The following is a 14769-nucleotide window of genomic DNA, read 5'->3' on the forward strand; positions in this document are numbered from 1 at the left end:
ATCGGTAAGGGGAGATACCCGTGAAATCCTATATTCGTCCTACATTTGCGGCGTTGGTCGCTCTGACCGTCGCCGCTCCGGCTGCCGCGCAGGACCTGCGTGCCACGCTGGCCGAGGATATGCCCGACCTGATGGAGCTTTACCGCGATCTCCACGCGCATCCCGAACTCAGCTTTGAAGAACACAAGACTGCCGCAAAGCTGGCCAAGCGGATGAAGGCACTCGGCTTCGAAGTCACGGAGGGCGTCGGTCAGACTGGTGTCGTCTCGGTCATGCGCAATGGTGACGGTCCGGTCGTAATGCTGCGCGCAGACATGGACGGTCTGCCGGTGGTTGAACAAACCGGCCTGCCATATGCCAGCAAGGAAACAGCAACTCCCGCCAGCGGCGTAACCACCGGCGTTATGCACGCCTGCGGACACGACACGCACATGACGGGCTTCATTGGCGCGGCGCAGCTGCTGGTCGATCACAAGGACGAATGGCAGGGCACGCTGGTCATGATCCTCCAGCCCGCAGAGGAACTGGGGCTGGGCGCGCTCGCGATGATCGAAGACGGGCTCTACACGCGCTTTCCCAAGCCGGAATACGTGCTTGGCTTCCATGATGCAGCAGCGCCTGCTCCGGCAGGGACCATCGGCTATACGCCGGGCTATGCGCTAGCTAATGTCGACAGCGTGGACATCACGGTGAAGGGTATTGGCGGTCACGGCGCTTATCCGCACACGACAGTGGATCCGGTCGTTCTGGGCAGCGCGATCGTCATGAAACTGCAGACCGTAGTGAGCCGCAGCAGTTCGCCGCTCGATCCCGCGGTCATTACGGTTGGCAGCTTCCATGCCGGTGCCAAGCACAACATCATTTCCGATGAAGCCAAATTGCAAATCACGGTGCGCAGCTATTCGGATGAAAGCCGACAGCTGCTGCTCGATGGCATCCGCCGCGTGGCGCGGGGTGAGGCAATGTCGGCGGGCTTGTCCGAAGAAATGATGCCCGTGGTCACGGTGGAGGAACCGTATACTCCGTCGACTTTCAATGATCCGGAATTCTCGGAAGAACGTGCGGCATCGTTCGCGGCGCGCTTTGGTGACGAGCGGGTCATGCAATGGCCTGCCGTGATGGGCGGCGAAGACTTCAGTCAGTTCCGCCGCGCGTCGCCGGAAGACGTGAAAAGCATGATCTTCTGGATCAGCGGGACCACTGACGAAATGCTGACAGCGCTGAAAGACGAGGGCAAGCCGCTGCCCTCGCTGCACTCGCCGTTCTGGGCGCCCGACGCGGAAAAGGTTGTCGCTACGGGAGCTGAAGCCCTGGCTAGCGCTGCAATTGACCTGATGCCAGCAAATGGCGGCTAATCCATAAATTAACGGCCGCCGGAGCATTGGGGGTGCTCCGGCGGCCGTTTCTCCTCCCCAGGAGAACTGAAATCAGGGTCTAGCCGTCCGAGGGCACATAGGTGCCAAGGCGGTGATGCAATGCGTTGATCTTCGCCAGTTCTTCCCGGTCATCGGTTTGGCGGGCGTAATGCATCAGCGCAGTACGGAGTAGGCGAAAGTCGGCGGTGGAGAACAGGGCGCGTGCACGGCCTGGCTCGGTCTTCGGAGTCTCTTCGGTCATGGTAGTCATCCTTCCTCTCCTTAGGCGGCTTCGAACTGGTTCATCGTGTTGTCCTTGCCGCCAGCCTTCAGTGCGGCTTCGCCAGCGAAGTATTCCTTGTGATCGTCACCCAGATCCGAACCGGCCATGTTCTGGTGCTTCACACAGGCAATACCCTGACGGATTTCCTCACGCTGGACGTTCTTGACGTAACCGAGCATTGCCTGGTCACCGAAGTATTCCTTGGCGAGGTTGTCCGTGCTCAGTGCAGCCGTGTGATAGGTCGGCAGCGTGATGAGGTGGTGGAAGATGCCGGCCCGCTTCGCGCCATCGCGCTGGAAGGTGCGGATCTTCTCGTCGGCTTCCTGAGCAAGCTCGGTGCCGTCGTAATCGATGCTCATCAGCTTGTCGCGGTCGAAGGCGGACACATCTTTGCCTTCTTCTGCCCACTTGTCGAAGATCTGCTGGCGGAAGTTGAGCGTCCAGTTGAAGCTGGGCGAATTGTTATAGACCAGCTTTGCATTCGGGACGACTTCGCGGATCCGGTCAACCATTCCGGCAATCTGATCGACGTGCGGCTTCTCTGTTTCGATCCAGAGCAGGTCAGCACCGTTTTGAAGGGCGGTGATGCAATCGAGCACGCAGCGGTCTTCGCCGGTTCCAGCGCGGAACTGGTAGAGATTGCTCGGGAGGCGCTTGGGGCTCATCAGCTTGCCGTCGCGGCTGATGAACACCTGTCCGTTGGTCACATTGGCCGGATCGACTTCCTCGGCATCGAGGAAGGCGTTGTACTGGTCGCCGAGGTCGCCCGGTTCGGTGCTGTAGGCGATCTGCTTGGTCAGTCCGGCACCAAGGCTATCGGTGCGTGCAACGATGATGCCGTCTGGAACGCCCAGCTCGAGGAATGCATACCGGATTGCGCGGATCTTCTGGAGGAAGTCCTCGTGCGGAACCGTGACCTTGCCGTCCTGGTGACCGCACTGCTTTTCGTCCGAAACCTGGTTTTCGATCTGCAGTGCGCAAGCGCCTGCCTCGATCATCTTCTTGGCGAGCAGATAGGTCGCTTCAGCGTTGCCGAAACCAGCGTCGATATCCGCAATTACGGGAACGACGTGTGTCTGATGCTCGTCAATTTCCCGCAGGAGACGGTGCGTGTTCACCGCGTCGCCCGCTTCCTTCGCAGCATCGAGTTCGCGGAACATGCCGCCCAGCTCGCGTGCATCAGCCTGCCTCAGGAATGTGTAAAGCTCTTCAATGAGAGCCGGAACGCTGGTCTTCTCGTGCATCGATTGATCGGGAAGGGGGCCGAACTCGCTCCGCAGCGCAGCAACCATCCAACCCGAAAGGTAGAGGTAACGGCGCTTGGTGCTGCCGAAATGCTTCTTGATGCTGATCATTTTCTGCTGAGCGATAAAGCCGTGCCAGGTGCCCAGCGACTGAGTGTACTTCGCTGGATCTGCATCGTAGGCTTCCATGTCCTCGCGCATGATCTTCGCGGTGTAACGCGCGATGTCGAGGCCGGTCGGGAAGCGGTTCTGCACGGCCATACGAGCGGCGCTGGCCGCGTCGATTGCAGCCCAGGGGGCGCCGTTTTCAGAAATGGTTTTGCCAAGTTCGGCGATGTGGCTTTGGTATGTCATGGCGAATCTCCTGTCGATTTGGCGCTGTGGCCTTGGGACAGAGAATGGTGATTGAACCGGTTCCGCGACAGGGAAATTTACACAAAATCTTGTCTATCTTGGGCCGATCTGCCAGCATTGTCTGTAAAGTTGTAAAGGAATTTACAGAATATGGCTGAAAATGCCCTGCTTGCCGGACCAGCCATTCGGCGCGTTCGTAAGCGTGAGAGCCTGACCCAGGCAGCGATGGCCACCCGTCTATCGATTTCGCCGAGCTATCTGAACCTGATCGAACGTAACCAGCGACCGGTCAGCGCGCGGGTTGTGATGGCCTTGGTCGAACAGTTCGATTTCGATCCGCGCTCCTTACGCGAGGACGAGGCTGTCGGCGGGCTTGACGGGCTCATGCGGCGCTTGTCGGATGAGCGTTTTGCCGATCTCGCCATAGACCGTGAGGAAGCGGAAGAGTTCCTCGCAACAGTTCCGCAGATCGCTGCTGCCTTTGCGCGGCTATACGATCGGTCCGGGCCACAAGTGGACGCGCTAGATGATGCGCTGGCCGCGTCTCGGCGTGAGATAGAACGCTGGCGCAACCATTTCTCGGACCTTGATCATGCAGCGGAAGAACTGGCCGACGAAATCCGTTTGTCACGCGGCGATATCGGTCTTGCCCTGACCGAACGGCTTCGCGAGCGACACCAGTTTTCGGTCCGGGTACTCCCGCGCGATGTGCTCCCCGAAAGTCTCAGCAGGCTCGATCTCCATGCCCGCCAAGTCCAATTGTCGGAGATGCTCGCGCCTGCGTCGCGCAATTTCCAGCTTGCGTTGAAGATTGCTCAGCTCGAACAACGCGACGCTGTCGAGGCGGTGGCTCAGGGCGCGAAATTCGACGACGAAGCAGCAAGAGCGCTGTTCCGGCGCCATCTGGAAGGTTACTTCGCCGCTGCCCTCCTCATGCCGTACGGGCGCTTCATGCGTGCGTGCGAGGCTACCGGCTATGACTTGCCGGTGCTTGAGCGGCGTTTTTCGGTGAGTTTCGAGCAATTGGCCCACCGGCTAACCACGCTACAGCGCGTTGGACAACGCGGGTTGCCGTTCTTTATGGTCAGGATTGACCGGGCGGGGCAATTTTCCAAGAGCTTCATGGGGGCCAGCACGGCCCATTTCGCCAGCGCAGATGTTTCCTGCCCCCTGTGGGATGCACACCGGGCCTTTGAAATGGGTGGGGACTTGGTGACCCAGTTTGTCTCGCTCCAGGAAGCCAGCGAAGCGGAAGGGGGCGGCTGGCTCACCATGATGCAGAGTGTCGAAGGTAGCGGCGCACCGGGTGAAGCCCGCTTCGTGGTGGCCATCGGGATAGAGGCCGTGCTCGCTGGTGAACTGGCGCAGGCCCGCGGCCTTTCCCTCAGGCCGAGCGATGCTCAGCCCATTGGTCCCGGATGCGCAGGATGTCAGCGTTTGAACTGCCGCCAGCGTTCACTGCCGCCGCGCGGCAGGAAACTGCACTTCGACAGAATGCGAAGGGGAAACACGCCGTTCGAGTTCGGTGAGCGTTAACCATTGGCGTGGGAACTGCCGTGCCGCGCGAGAATTCCTTTAGCAACTCCAGCCTCAAGGAATGGAACTCGATATGACTGAAGAACGCATCACGGAAACGCGTACCCCCGATGGCAACACGCATACGACACACACGGTCGTGACCGATGAGCCCCGCCGTGGGGGAGGCTCTGGCCTCCTGATTGGTCTTGGCCTGCTGGTCCTGGCAATCGTTGCCTTCTTTGTGTTCACCCAAATGAGCGGCGCTGAAATGGCAAAGGATGACGCTGTAGCCAATGCGGCAAACCAGGTGGGCGAAGCTGCAAATCAGGTGGGTGATGCTGCCCAAGATGCAGGCGAAGCAATCGGGGACGCTACCAACAACTAAGCAATCCGCTGTTACCGATACGGCGCTTTCCCCGAGGGGAGGGCGCCGTTTTTCGTCGGTGTAAAATTTACCGACAGTTCACCAATGCGATGGTAAGAGGCGCCTTAACCAAATCGAGGCCGCCGCGAACCCGCAATGATCAGACTTTTCAAACACTACATCCCGTTTGAGGTGATGCTGCTTTGTCTGGTGGATTTGCTGCTGCTCGCTCTGGCCGCGGAAATCGGCTGGCAGTTCCGCATTTTCCAGCTGGGTATTGATCCTGGCGCCTTTCTTTCTCGCCTTCCCGGAATCGCCGGATTTGCGGTAATTGTCTGGCTCGCGATTATTGCCGTCGGGACATACACTCCGCTCGCCCTGCGATCCTTGCGATATGCGTTGGCGCGCATGTTCGTGGCCCTCGGCCTTGGTATTTTCGCCATATCATTCGTCAATTTGGTGTTCCCGGGCACAGCGCTTTGGCGCTCGATATTGCTCTATGCGATGGGCATCGGATTGGTTCTGTTGGTCGCCAACCGGCTGGTCTTCTCGCGCATCATTGGCACGCAGGCATTCCGGCGCCGGATCCTTGTGCTTGGCGCGGGCCCGCGCGCTCAGCGGCTGGTCGACATGTCGAACCATCCTGACAGCGGCTTCAAGGTCGTTGCCTGCGTCGCCATGGGTTCGGGATCGGACGAGCGGGTGGACAACGCAATCGAGCGCGCTTCCATCACCGACTTCGGCCGCTTCGTCGCAGGTCACGGCGCCCATGAACTGGTGCTCGCGATGCAGGAGCGGCGCAACACCTTGCCGCTGAAAGATCTTTTGCGGGTCAAAACCACTGGTGTCGATGTGAGCGATTTGTCCGGCTTTCTTGAACGCGAGACCGGGCGCCTCGATCTCGATACGCTCAATCCGAGCTGGCTGATCTTCTCAGATGGTTTCACTGCCGGTCAGCGGCTGTCATCGATTGCCAAGCGTATATTTGACATTGTCGCCAGCCTGCTTTTGCTGGTGATCGCCTTGCCGCTGATCATCATCTTCGCTGTGCTGGTCAAACTGGAGAGCCGCGGCCCCGCTTTCTATCGCCAGGTCCGTGTCGGCCTGTTCGGCGAACCTTTTCAAATTCCCAAGCTACGTTCGATGCGGCAGGACGCCGAAGCTGACGGCGCCAAGTGGGCGGAGAAAGATGATCCTCGGATCACCCGGGTCGGCCGTTTTATCCGCACAGTGAGGATCGATGAACTGCCTCAATTGTGGAGCGTGTTGAAGGGCGAGATGAGTTTCGTGGGCCCGCGTCCCGAACGCCCGCAATTCGTCGCCGAACTCGAAGAAAAGCTCCCTTATTATGCGGAACGCCACATGGTGAAGCCCGGCATTACGGGCTGGGCGCAGATCAACTATCCTTACGGCGCAAGCATTGAAGACGCGCGTAGCAAGCTTGAGTACGATCTCTACTACGCGAAGAACTACTCGCCATTTCTCGACCTGCTCATCCTGCTCCAGACAGGCCGGGTCATCCTCTGGCCTGAGGGTGCGCGCTGATGCAGTGGATCGATAGCCTTGGTTCGTCGCTATACCTGCTCGGCGCGCTGGTCTCGGCTGCCGCAGCGTTGTGGATTGCGCGGTCGGGCGCGGAAGAGCGCTCGGACCGCTGGGCGGGTGTCGTTGCGCTTGCGCTGACGGCCAACTGGTGTGTCGCCGCGGCAAGCTTCGCGCAAGACAGCGTTGTCGTCTCTGTCACGGAAATCGCCAAGAACCTGGCGTGGATTTTCGTCCTCTTCCGTCTGTTCGCCAATGACGGCCGTGACGAAAGCCTCAAGCTGGTCCGCCCGGCGGTTATCGCAGTTGCGTTGGTCGAACTTTCGCAGCTGGTGCTGGTCGCGGTCCAGCAACGCTATGCGCTTTCCGGCGAATCGACACAGACTATCTTTGAAACAAGTTCGATCTTGCGCGCGCTGACTGCGGTGAGCGCACTGGTGTTGCTGCACAATCTCTATGTCGGTGCCGCCGCGTCTTCGCGCCGATTGCTCCGATGGAATGCCGCAGCAATGGTGGGGATGTGGGCTTTTGCCCTCAATTTTCACACGCTGTCATACCTTACAGGATCTCCGGTGGCAGAATTGGTCGCGATGCGCGGTCTCGCCGCTGCAATCATCGCGGTCGCGTTCGCCGTGGGCTTCAACGCCAGCGCTGCCGGCCTAGAATTCAGCCCATCTCGAACGGTGGCATTTCGGTCGCTCTCATTGCTGGTGATCGGCGCATATTTTGCCCTCATGTTGGGCCTCGCCAATTCGTTCGATGTCCTCGATGGCGATATTCGCGCGCTGACCCCGGTAGGTCTGATCATTGCCGCAGGGGCTTTGGCGCTGATCTGGTTGCCGTCGGAACGGATGCGCGGCTGGTTGCGCGTGACGGCCGTCAAACACTTGTTCAAGCACCGCTATGATTACCGCAATGAGTGGATCAGGTTTACCAATACCGTCGGCCGAACCGGCTTTGACGAGTCGAGTTTGCAGGAACGCACAATCAAGGCGATGGCGGACATTACCGACAGCCCTTCAGGTCTGCTGCTCCTGCCAGACGATCATGGTGGCCTGACGCTGGGCGCATCGTGGCAATGGCCGAGTATCGACGTTCCGGCAGCGGCAATGTCGGCTGAGCTTACATCCATCATGGAACATGAAGCCTTGATCCTGGACTTCGACGAAGTGCGTGGAGGCAAGGAGCATTGCGGCGAACTGGTACATGTTCCGGACTGGCTGCGCGGGGAACTGGGCGCATGGGCCGCCGTGCCGTTGCTGCACTTTGACCGGCTCGTGGGGGTGATCGTACTGTCGCGCCCATTGATCGAGCGGGACCTAGATTGGGAAGATTTCGACTTGTTGAGCATCGTTGGCCGCCAAATTGCGAGCTACCTTGCCGAACAAAGCGGACAGGTCGCCCTTTCGGAAGCGAGCAGGTTCGACGAATTCAACCGCCGGATGGCGTTCGTGATGCACGACATCAAGAACCTGTCGAGCCAGATGTCACTTCTGCTGCGCAATGCTGAAAAGCATGCCGACAAGCCCGAATTTCGCAAGGACATGCTAGTCACGCTCAAAAACAGCGCGGACAAACTCAACCTTTTGCTTGCCCGTCTCGGCCGGTACGGTGCCGCCTCGAACGAACAGCTTGAAACGCTGAATGTCGCGGAGATTGCTCACACGGTCGCGAGACGGTTCGAAGACGTTCATCCAGTGATTTTGGCCCGCGCCGAAACTGCGGAAGTCATTGGCCACCGCGAAGCGCTGGAGCAGGCTCTGGTCCATCTTGTCCAGAATGCCATCGACGCCAGCGAAGGGCATTCTCCCGTGGCGATCGAATCGTTCAGTGACGGAGTTTGCGGCCAAATCGCTGTGGTCGACCAGGGCAAGGGCATGAGCCCCGCGTTCATGCGAACAGGTCTCTTCAAGCCCTTCGTGTCGTCCAAGGACGGCGGGTTCGGAATCGGCGCATATGAGGCGCGAGAAACGATCCGCGCGATGGGCGGCAGGCTGGACGTCGAATCCCGTGAAGGACTGGGAACCCGTTTCAGCATCAGCCTCCCGCTCAAATCGGCCCAAGCGATCTATGCGCGGCCCGGAACCCAAATCAAGGAGACAGCCTGATGGCAGACGCCAAGCCAAAGCTGCTGATCGTCGAGGATGACGAAGGCCTGCAGGCACAGCTCAAATGGGCTTATGACAATTACGAGGTCGTCATCGCTGGCAATCGCGAACAGGCACTAGCAGCTTTACGGTCGGAAGAGCCTACGGTGGTCACTCTCGATCTGGGCCTCCCGCCAGACCCTGATGGTACGACCGAAGGCTTCGCCGTTCTCGATGCTATCATGGCCATGAAACCGGACACCAAGGTCGTTGTCGCCAGCGGGCATGGTGCGCGTGAAAGCGCATTGCAGGCGATCGAGCGCGGCGCCTACGATTTCTATCAGAAGCCGGTCGATATCGAACAGCTTGGCATGATCGTGGACCGTGCCCACCGACTGCACACGATCGAGGCAGAGAACCGGCGGCTGTCAGCAAAGGTGGGCGAGGACCAGACGGTTCTTGGTTCCATGATCACGGCTGCACCCGAAATGGCCAAGGTTGCCCGCACCATCGAGCGTGTGGCGCCGACCAATGTTTCGGCCATGCTTCTCGGTGCAAGCGGAACTGGCAAGGAATTGCTGGCGCGCGGGGTGCACGAGGCAAGCAACCGCCGCGGCGGCGCTTTCGTTGCGATCAATTGTGCAGCGATCCCGGAAAACCTTCTCGAAAGCGAACTGTTTGGACACGAGAAGGGTGCATTTACCGGTGCGGTGAAGACGAACGAGGGCAAGATCGAACTGGCCCACGGCGGCACGCTCTTCCTCGACGAGGTCGGCGATATTCCGCTGCCGCTCCAGGTCAAACTGCTACGCTTTCTTCAGGAGCGCGTGATTGAGCGCATTGGCGGGCGCAAACAGATAGCGGTAGACACGCGTATCGTGTGCGCCACGCACCAGAACCTCGAAGCGATGATTGCTGACGGCAGCTTTCGCGAAGACCTGTTCTACCGCCTTGCCGAGATCGTGATCAAGATTCCCACGCTATCGGAACGTCCAGGCGATGCCGTCCTTTTGGCGAAGCATTTCCTGACCAGGTTTTCGGCAGAAATGAACCCACAGGTCAAAGGCTTCGCGCCTGATGCTCTTTCTGCGATTGATGCATGGACTTGGCCGGGGAATGTCCGGGAGCTCGAGAACCGCGTCAAGCGGGCCGTTATCATGGCCGACGCCAAGCTTGTGACAGCGGAGGACCTCGATCTCGATTCAAGCGAGGAGGACGGCGATCTTGCGCTCAATCTGAAGCAGGCGCGGGAAGAGGCTGATCGCCGTATGATCCGCAAGGCATTGGCCCGCAGCCAGGGGAATATTTCCAATACGGCGAAACTGCTCGGGATCAGCCGGCCCACGCTTTACGACCTGCTCAAACAGTATGATCTGCAGACCTGATCTTCTGGGCATCCTTGCCCTGTTGGCGTTCTCGCTGGGAGGATGCGGTGAAGATAATGCCGAACCTGCCGGCATCGAACGGGTGCGCGCCCAGATCGCAGCAGGAGATGTCGCGGCTGCGCAGCTGACGATCGACAACCTTCTGGAGGAGGGGACGCCGAAGGCCGAGCTTGCTGCGCTGGCCGGCGAAGCTGCGCTTGACCGCGGTGATCTCGACAAGGCGAGGGAGTGGCTGGGGAGCGAAGGGTTTGCTTCCGGTTCTGCCGCCCACGGCTACCGAATGTTGTCGAGGCTCGAATTGCAGGAAAACGACTTCCAGGCTGGGGCGCTCGCGTTGGAAAAAGCGCGAAGGCTCTCGCCCGAAGACGCTTCGATCTGGGTCGATATAGGCAGGCTGCGTTACCGCGTCGGCGACCACGTCGCTGCGCTCGAAGCAGCCGCGAAGGCGGTCCAGCTGGAACCTGATAATCTGGAGACCTTGCGCTTTCGAGGTCAGCTTGCCCGCGACAGCGACGGGATGGCGCCTGCCGCAAAATGGTTTGCGAAGGCACGCGAATTGGCCCCGCAAAATGAAGGACTGAGGCTCGAACACGCCGCGGCCCTGCTCGATTCAGGAGATGTCCCTCAGGCCGTCTCGGTGCTTGATGAAAAATCCTCGGACGACGCCGGAAGTTTCTATCTGCGAGCCGTCGCAGCTGCACGCAGCGGCGCCTTTTTCGAAGCACGTGAATTGCTCGAACGATCGGGAGATCAGCGGCGTGCGACTGCTGCTGCGCAAATGCTATCGGCGGTTCTTGATCTTGAAAGCGGAAATCTGAAAAGCGCGGCGCAGACACTGGATCGGCTGTCCGAAAACCAGCCCGACAATTCGCAGGTCCACGAATTGCTGGCCTACGTCCTATCCTTGAGCGGGGCACATGATGAGCTCATTTACCGATACGCGTTCCGCGCGGCAGGAGCGCAGGGTTCTACTTGGCTTCGCACACTGGTTGGCAGGGCCTATGAGGCGATTGATCAGCGCGAACAGGCTGCGATCTATCTCGACTTGGCTGCACGGCCGGCCGGCGCTCTGGCATTGCTTCGCCCTGCGGAGACTGCGGCGTCTTCCGCAGCAATTGCCCGGCGCAACGCAATTCGCAGTCTTATATCGGGCGGCGATACCAATGGCGGTGTGCGATTGGCACGGAATTTTGCGCAAGAGTTTGGCGGCTCAGCCGATGCAGCGGCTTTGCTGGGGGATGCCTTGCTTGCCGACGATCAGAAGAGCGGGGCACTTGTGGCTTATGAAAAGGCGGCAATGGTTCGCCAATCCTGGCCCCTCATCCTGCGCATGGCAGCGACAATGGATCGCGGTGACGCAGCCAAATTGATTGCGTCATTTGCCGCGGCAAACCCGAATAATGCCGAAGCTTCCGCGCTTGCTGCGGACGCATATGCTGCCGCAGGACAATGGGAGGAAGCTGCCAGGCATCTCGACCGGGCTATCGCTGGCGGGATGCGCCGGACACCCTGGGTCTTGGCATCGCGCAGCGTGGCTTCCGGCAAGTTGGGTGATCCGGAAGCGCAGCTTGCATGGGCAATCGAAGCTTACGAGCTCCAGAGGATGAACGAGGCGGCAATCGCTGCCCTGATCGATGCATTGCCGCCATCAGACCTGCTCCGCGCCGAACTGGAAGCGAAACAGCGTGCCTTGCTAGCGCGCTAGACATACTGAAACGGCGGGGGCAAACGGCGTTGCGATGGCACTGCGCACCATAACCAGCGACCCCATGCTACGCCTGCTGGGCGCCGCGATGCTGCTGGCTGCAATACTTCCAGCGACCGGGGAATGGCGTTCCGCTTCACAGATGGCGGCGAATGCAGGCATCTTCGCCCTGTTTCTTGCAAACGGCATGCGGATTGCACGGGGAGAAATCGCGGCAGGCTTGGCGAACTGGCGATTTTTCCTGCCCCTGACGCTCTGGATATTCGGTGTGATGGCAATCGCCGGACTAGGATTTTCGGTGGCGGGCAAGGCTGCCCTGCCGCCCTTGGTCGCTGCCGGTTTTCTCTATCTCGGCGTCTTGCCGACTACGGTTCAGTCATCGACATCCTATAGCTCGTTGGCGGGCGGGAATGTTGCGCTCTCCGTTATTGCAGCCGCATCGATGAGCATCCTCGGCGTCTTTATCTCGGTGCCGATCTTCCTTGCGCTTGGCGGGAGCGGCGAGGGGATGGTCGGCAGCGATGCAATCATGAAGATCGTCATTATCCTAATCGTGCCCTTCGCAATCGGCCAGCTGGTTCAAACGCGCACCGCAAATTTCATCGCGCGACAGAAAAGCAGAATTATCTGGCTGGACCGTCTCGTGATTGCCTTCGCGGTCTATGTCGCGTTTTCAGGCGCTGTAGAGCAGGGCATCTGGAGCAAGATCGATCTTGCCGGATGGGGCTACACCCTCGGCTTGGTAGCGGTGTTTCTCGCCTTGGGCCATGCAGGTGCGTGGGCGGCGAGCAGGTTCGCGGGCCGCTCGCGCGAAGACCGGATCGCCTTCCTTTTCGCCGGAGCGCAAAAGTCGGCAGCCATTGGCGCTCCGTTAGCGACGGTGCTGTTCCCGGCGGAAGTCGCAGGCTTCATCGTGCTTCCGCTTCTGCTCTATCATTTTTTCCAGCTGGTACTGGCTGCGCCGCTGGCTACTCGACTTGCTGCGAAGCATCTGCCGGATGCTTCCGGTTCCAGCGCACCGACCACCAGAAGCTGAGGCCGATCAGGATCGCACCGATAAGCCCCGTGATCGTTTCCGGTATGTGATAGCGCGCCGACAGGAGCATGATCACGCCCAGCACGATGATCGCCCAGAACGCTCCGTGTTCGAGGTAGCGATATTGAGCGAGCGTCCCCGTCTTAACCAGGTGGATCGTCATCGAACGCACGAACATCGCTCCGACGGATAGGCCCAATGCGATGATCACCATATTGTTCGACAGCGCGAAGGCTCCGATCACCCCGTCAAAGCTGAAGCTTGCATCGAGCACTTCGAGATAGAGGAACCCGCCGAGGCCGGATCGAACGATCTCGCCAGCGGCCTTCTTGCGCGCCTCGCGTTGTTCGATGATCGCGCCGAGGGCGTGGACGGCGATGTAAGTCACCAGGCCCAACACACCGGCGGTCAGGAAAGTAATCGCGTCCTCTGGCGAAAGCAGGGTCGACACGAAATAGATCAGCGAAAGCACCAGGCCGATTTCCACAGCTGGCACGTTGGAAAATTTGTTGATCGCTTTCTCGATGGTGTCGATCCAGTGGACGTCCTTGTCGTGATCGAAGAAGAAGGTCAGACCGACCATAGCAAGAAAAGCGCCGCCAAAGCCTGCGATGCCGACATGCGCACCAGCGACAATCCGCTCGTATTCATCGGGGTCATTAAGTGAGAGCGAAATGGCTTCGAAGGGGCCGACCTGTGCAGCGATTGCCACGATCGCGATCGGGAACACGATCCGCATCCCGAACACGGCGATCAATATGCCGATAGTCAGGAAGCGTCGCTGCCAGACCGGGTCCATATCACGCAGGACGGTGGCATTGACCACGGCATTATCGAAACTGAGTGATACTTCGAGGATCGAAAGCACCAGCACGATCCACAAAATGCCAAGTGTCGCCGTGACCGATCCAGTGCTTGCCCATCCGTACCAGGCAGCAAGGATGAAGCAGAGAGCCGTAAAGCCGAGCGAAAACGTGTAATATTGACGCAGCGTTTTCATGAGGTCCTTCTCAGCCCTTTGGCTGGTATGTCTGGTCTTTGGTGGGGAAGCTGCGCGCACGCACTTCTTCGGCATAGCTGGCGACCGTGCGATCGATCACCTCGGAGATATTTTCGTACTTTTTCACAAAGCGCGGCACGCGGTCGAACATTCCCAGCATGTCCTCGGTCACAAGTACCTGGCCATCACACTGGGCAGATGCACCGATGCCGATGGTTGGACACGAAACCGCCTTGGTGGCCTCGATCGCGATCGGTTCGACCACACCTTCGATGACGATAGCGAACACCCCGGCTTCGTCGAGTGCCTTGGCGTCACCAACGATCTTGTCCGCTTCCGTGTCGCTCCGGCCGCGGGCCATGTATCCGCCCAGGACATTGACCGCCTGCGGAGTGAGTCCGACGTGGCCCATGACCGGGATGCCGCGTTGGTTCAGGAACGCGACTGTTTCAGCCATCTGCTCGCCTCCCTCAAGCTTTACCGCAGCGGCGCCGCTTTCTTTCAACAGACGTGCGGCGCTTTCGAAAGCCTGTTCCTTGGACGCTTCGTACGAGCCGAATGGCATGTCGACGACAACGACCGAATGATAGCTGCCGCGCACGACTGCTGCAGCATGGTTAGCCATCATGTCGAGCGTCACCGGGATCGTGGAGGGAAGTCCGTAGATCACCTGCCCGAGGGAATCGCCAACCAGCAACATGTCGCAATGTGCGTCGAGAAGCTGGGCTTGCCGCGCCGTATAGGCTGTCAGCATGACCAGCGGATCCTTCGTTTCACCGTCAGCTTTGTGCGCGCGAATCTTGGGTACCGTCAGCCGCTTCATCGGCTGCGGTGTGGGATTGGCGCGGCTGGTGCTCGTATCGAGCTGGAATGTAGTCGACATGGCAAACGCGACT

The 14769-nt window shown here is 59.6% G+C and carries 12 protein-coding genes; 8 read left to right on the forward strand and 4 right to left on the reverse strand.

Annotated features, from left to right (window positions below):
* Window positions 1-20 precede the first annotated feature (20 nt).
* Complete coding sequence (locus K3166_RS04610) at window positions 21-1355, forward strand: amidohydrolase (protein ID WP_247714733.1); 1335 nt, start codon at window positions 21-23, stop codon at window positions 1353-1355.
* Window positions 1356-1434: 79 nt separating this feature from the next.
* On the opposite strand, the gene K3166_RS04615 is transcribed toward K3166_RS04610, so the two are convergent.
* Both K3166_RS04615 and K3166_RS04620 read right to left on the reverse strand, forming a co-directional pair.
* Window positions 1435-1626, reverse strand: coding sequence for a hypothetical protein (locus tag K3166_RS04615; protein ID WP_425594572.1), 192 nt, complete (start codon window positions 1624-1626; stop codon window positions 1435-1437).
* A gap of 11 nt (window positions 1627-1637) precedes the next feature.
* On the reverse strand, window positions 1638-3236 hold the full coding sequence (locus K3166_RS04620) for an isocitrate lyase (RefSeq protein WP_221423505.1): 1599 nt from the start codon (window positions 3234-3236) through the stop codon (window positions 1638-1640).
* A 150-nt stretch (window positions 3237-3386) separates the two neighbouring features.
* Here K3166_RS04620 and K3166_RS04625 point away from each other — a divergent pair, with 150 nt between their 5' ends.
* The 7 genes from K3166_RS04625 (at window position 3387) to K3166_RS04655 (ending at window position 12873) form a co-directional block, all read left to right on the forward strand.
* A complete protein-coding gene (locus K3166_RS04625; protein WP_221423506.1) occupies window positions 3387-4772 on the forward strand; it encodes a helix-turn-helix domain-containing protein in 1386 nt (461 codons plus the stop codon).
* A gap of 73 nt (window positions 4773-4845) precedes the next feature.
* A complete protein-coding gene (locus K3166_RS04630) occupies window positions 4846-5139 on the forward strand; it encodes a hypothetical protein (RefSeq protein ID WP_221423507.1) in 294 nt (97 codons plus the stop codon).
* Between the two features lie 135 nt (window positions 5140-5274).
* Window positions 5275-6663: a TIGR03013 family XrtA/PEP-CTERM system glycosyltransferase gene (locus K3166_RS04635; protein ID WP_221423508.1), complete on the forward strand. Its 1389-nt coding sequence runs from the start codon at window positions 5275-5277 to the stop codon at window positions 6661-6663.
* On the forward strand, window positions 6663-8768 hold the full coding sequence (prsK, locus tag K3166_RS04640; protein WP_221423509.1) for an XrtA/PEP-CTERM system histidine kinase PrsK: 2106 nt from the start codon (window positions 6663-6665) through the stop codon (window positions 8766-8768). The genes K3166_RS04635 and prsK overlap by 1 nt, the downstream gene beginning before the upstream one ends.
* Window positions 8768-10132 (forward strand): PEP-CTERM-box response regulator transcription factor, encoded by a 1365-nt coding sequence (gene prsR / locus K3166_RS04645; protein WP_221423510.1) that lies wholly within the window; start codon window positions 8768-8770, stop codon window positions 10130-10132. Before prsK ends, prsR begins: the two co-directional genes overlap by 1 nt.
* Window positions 10116-11837, forward strand: a complete 1722-nt coding sequence (locus tag K3166_RS04650; RefSeq protein ID WP_221423511.1) for a tetratricopeptide repeat protein — start codon at window positions 10116-10118, stop codon at window positions 11835-11837. The genes prsR and K3166_RS04650 overlap by 17 nt, the downstream gene beginning before the upstream one ends.
* 34 nt (window positions 11838-11871) lie before the next feature.
* Window positions 11872-12873, forward strand: a complete 1002-nt coding sequence (locus tag K3166_RS04655) for a bile acid:sodium symporter family protein (RefSeq protein ID WP_221423512.1) — start codon at window positions 11872-11874, stop codon at window positions 12871-12873.
* Here K3166_RS04655 and K3166_RS04660 read toward each other — a convergent pair.
* Window positions 12806-13873, reverse strand: coding sequence for a DUF475 domain-containing protein (locus K3166_RS04660; protein WP_221423513.1), 1068 nt, complete (start codon window positions 13871-13873; stop codon window positions 12806-12808). The genes K3166_RS04655 and K3166_RS04660 overlap by 68 nt on opposite strands.
* Window positions 13874-13883: 10 nt before the next feature.
* Window positions 13884-14756 (reverse strand): 3-methyl-2-oxobutanoate hydroxymethyltransferase, encoded by an 873-nt coding sequence (gene panB / locus K3166_RS04665; RefSeq protein WP_221423514.1) that lies wholly within the window; start codon window positions 14754-14756, stop codon window positions 13884-13886.
* Window positions 14757-14769: the final 13 nt, after the last annotated feature.

This window comes from Qipengyuania psychrotolerans, from assembly GCF_019711355.1.
In the GTDB taxonomy this organism is placed as follows: Bacteria; Pseudomonadota; Alphaproteobacteria; order Sphingomonadales; family Sphingomonadaceae; genus Qipengyuania; species Qipengyuania psychrotolerans.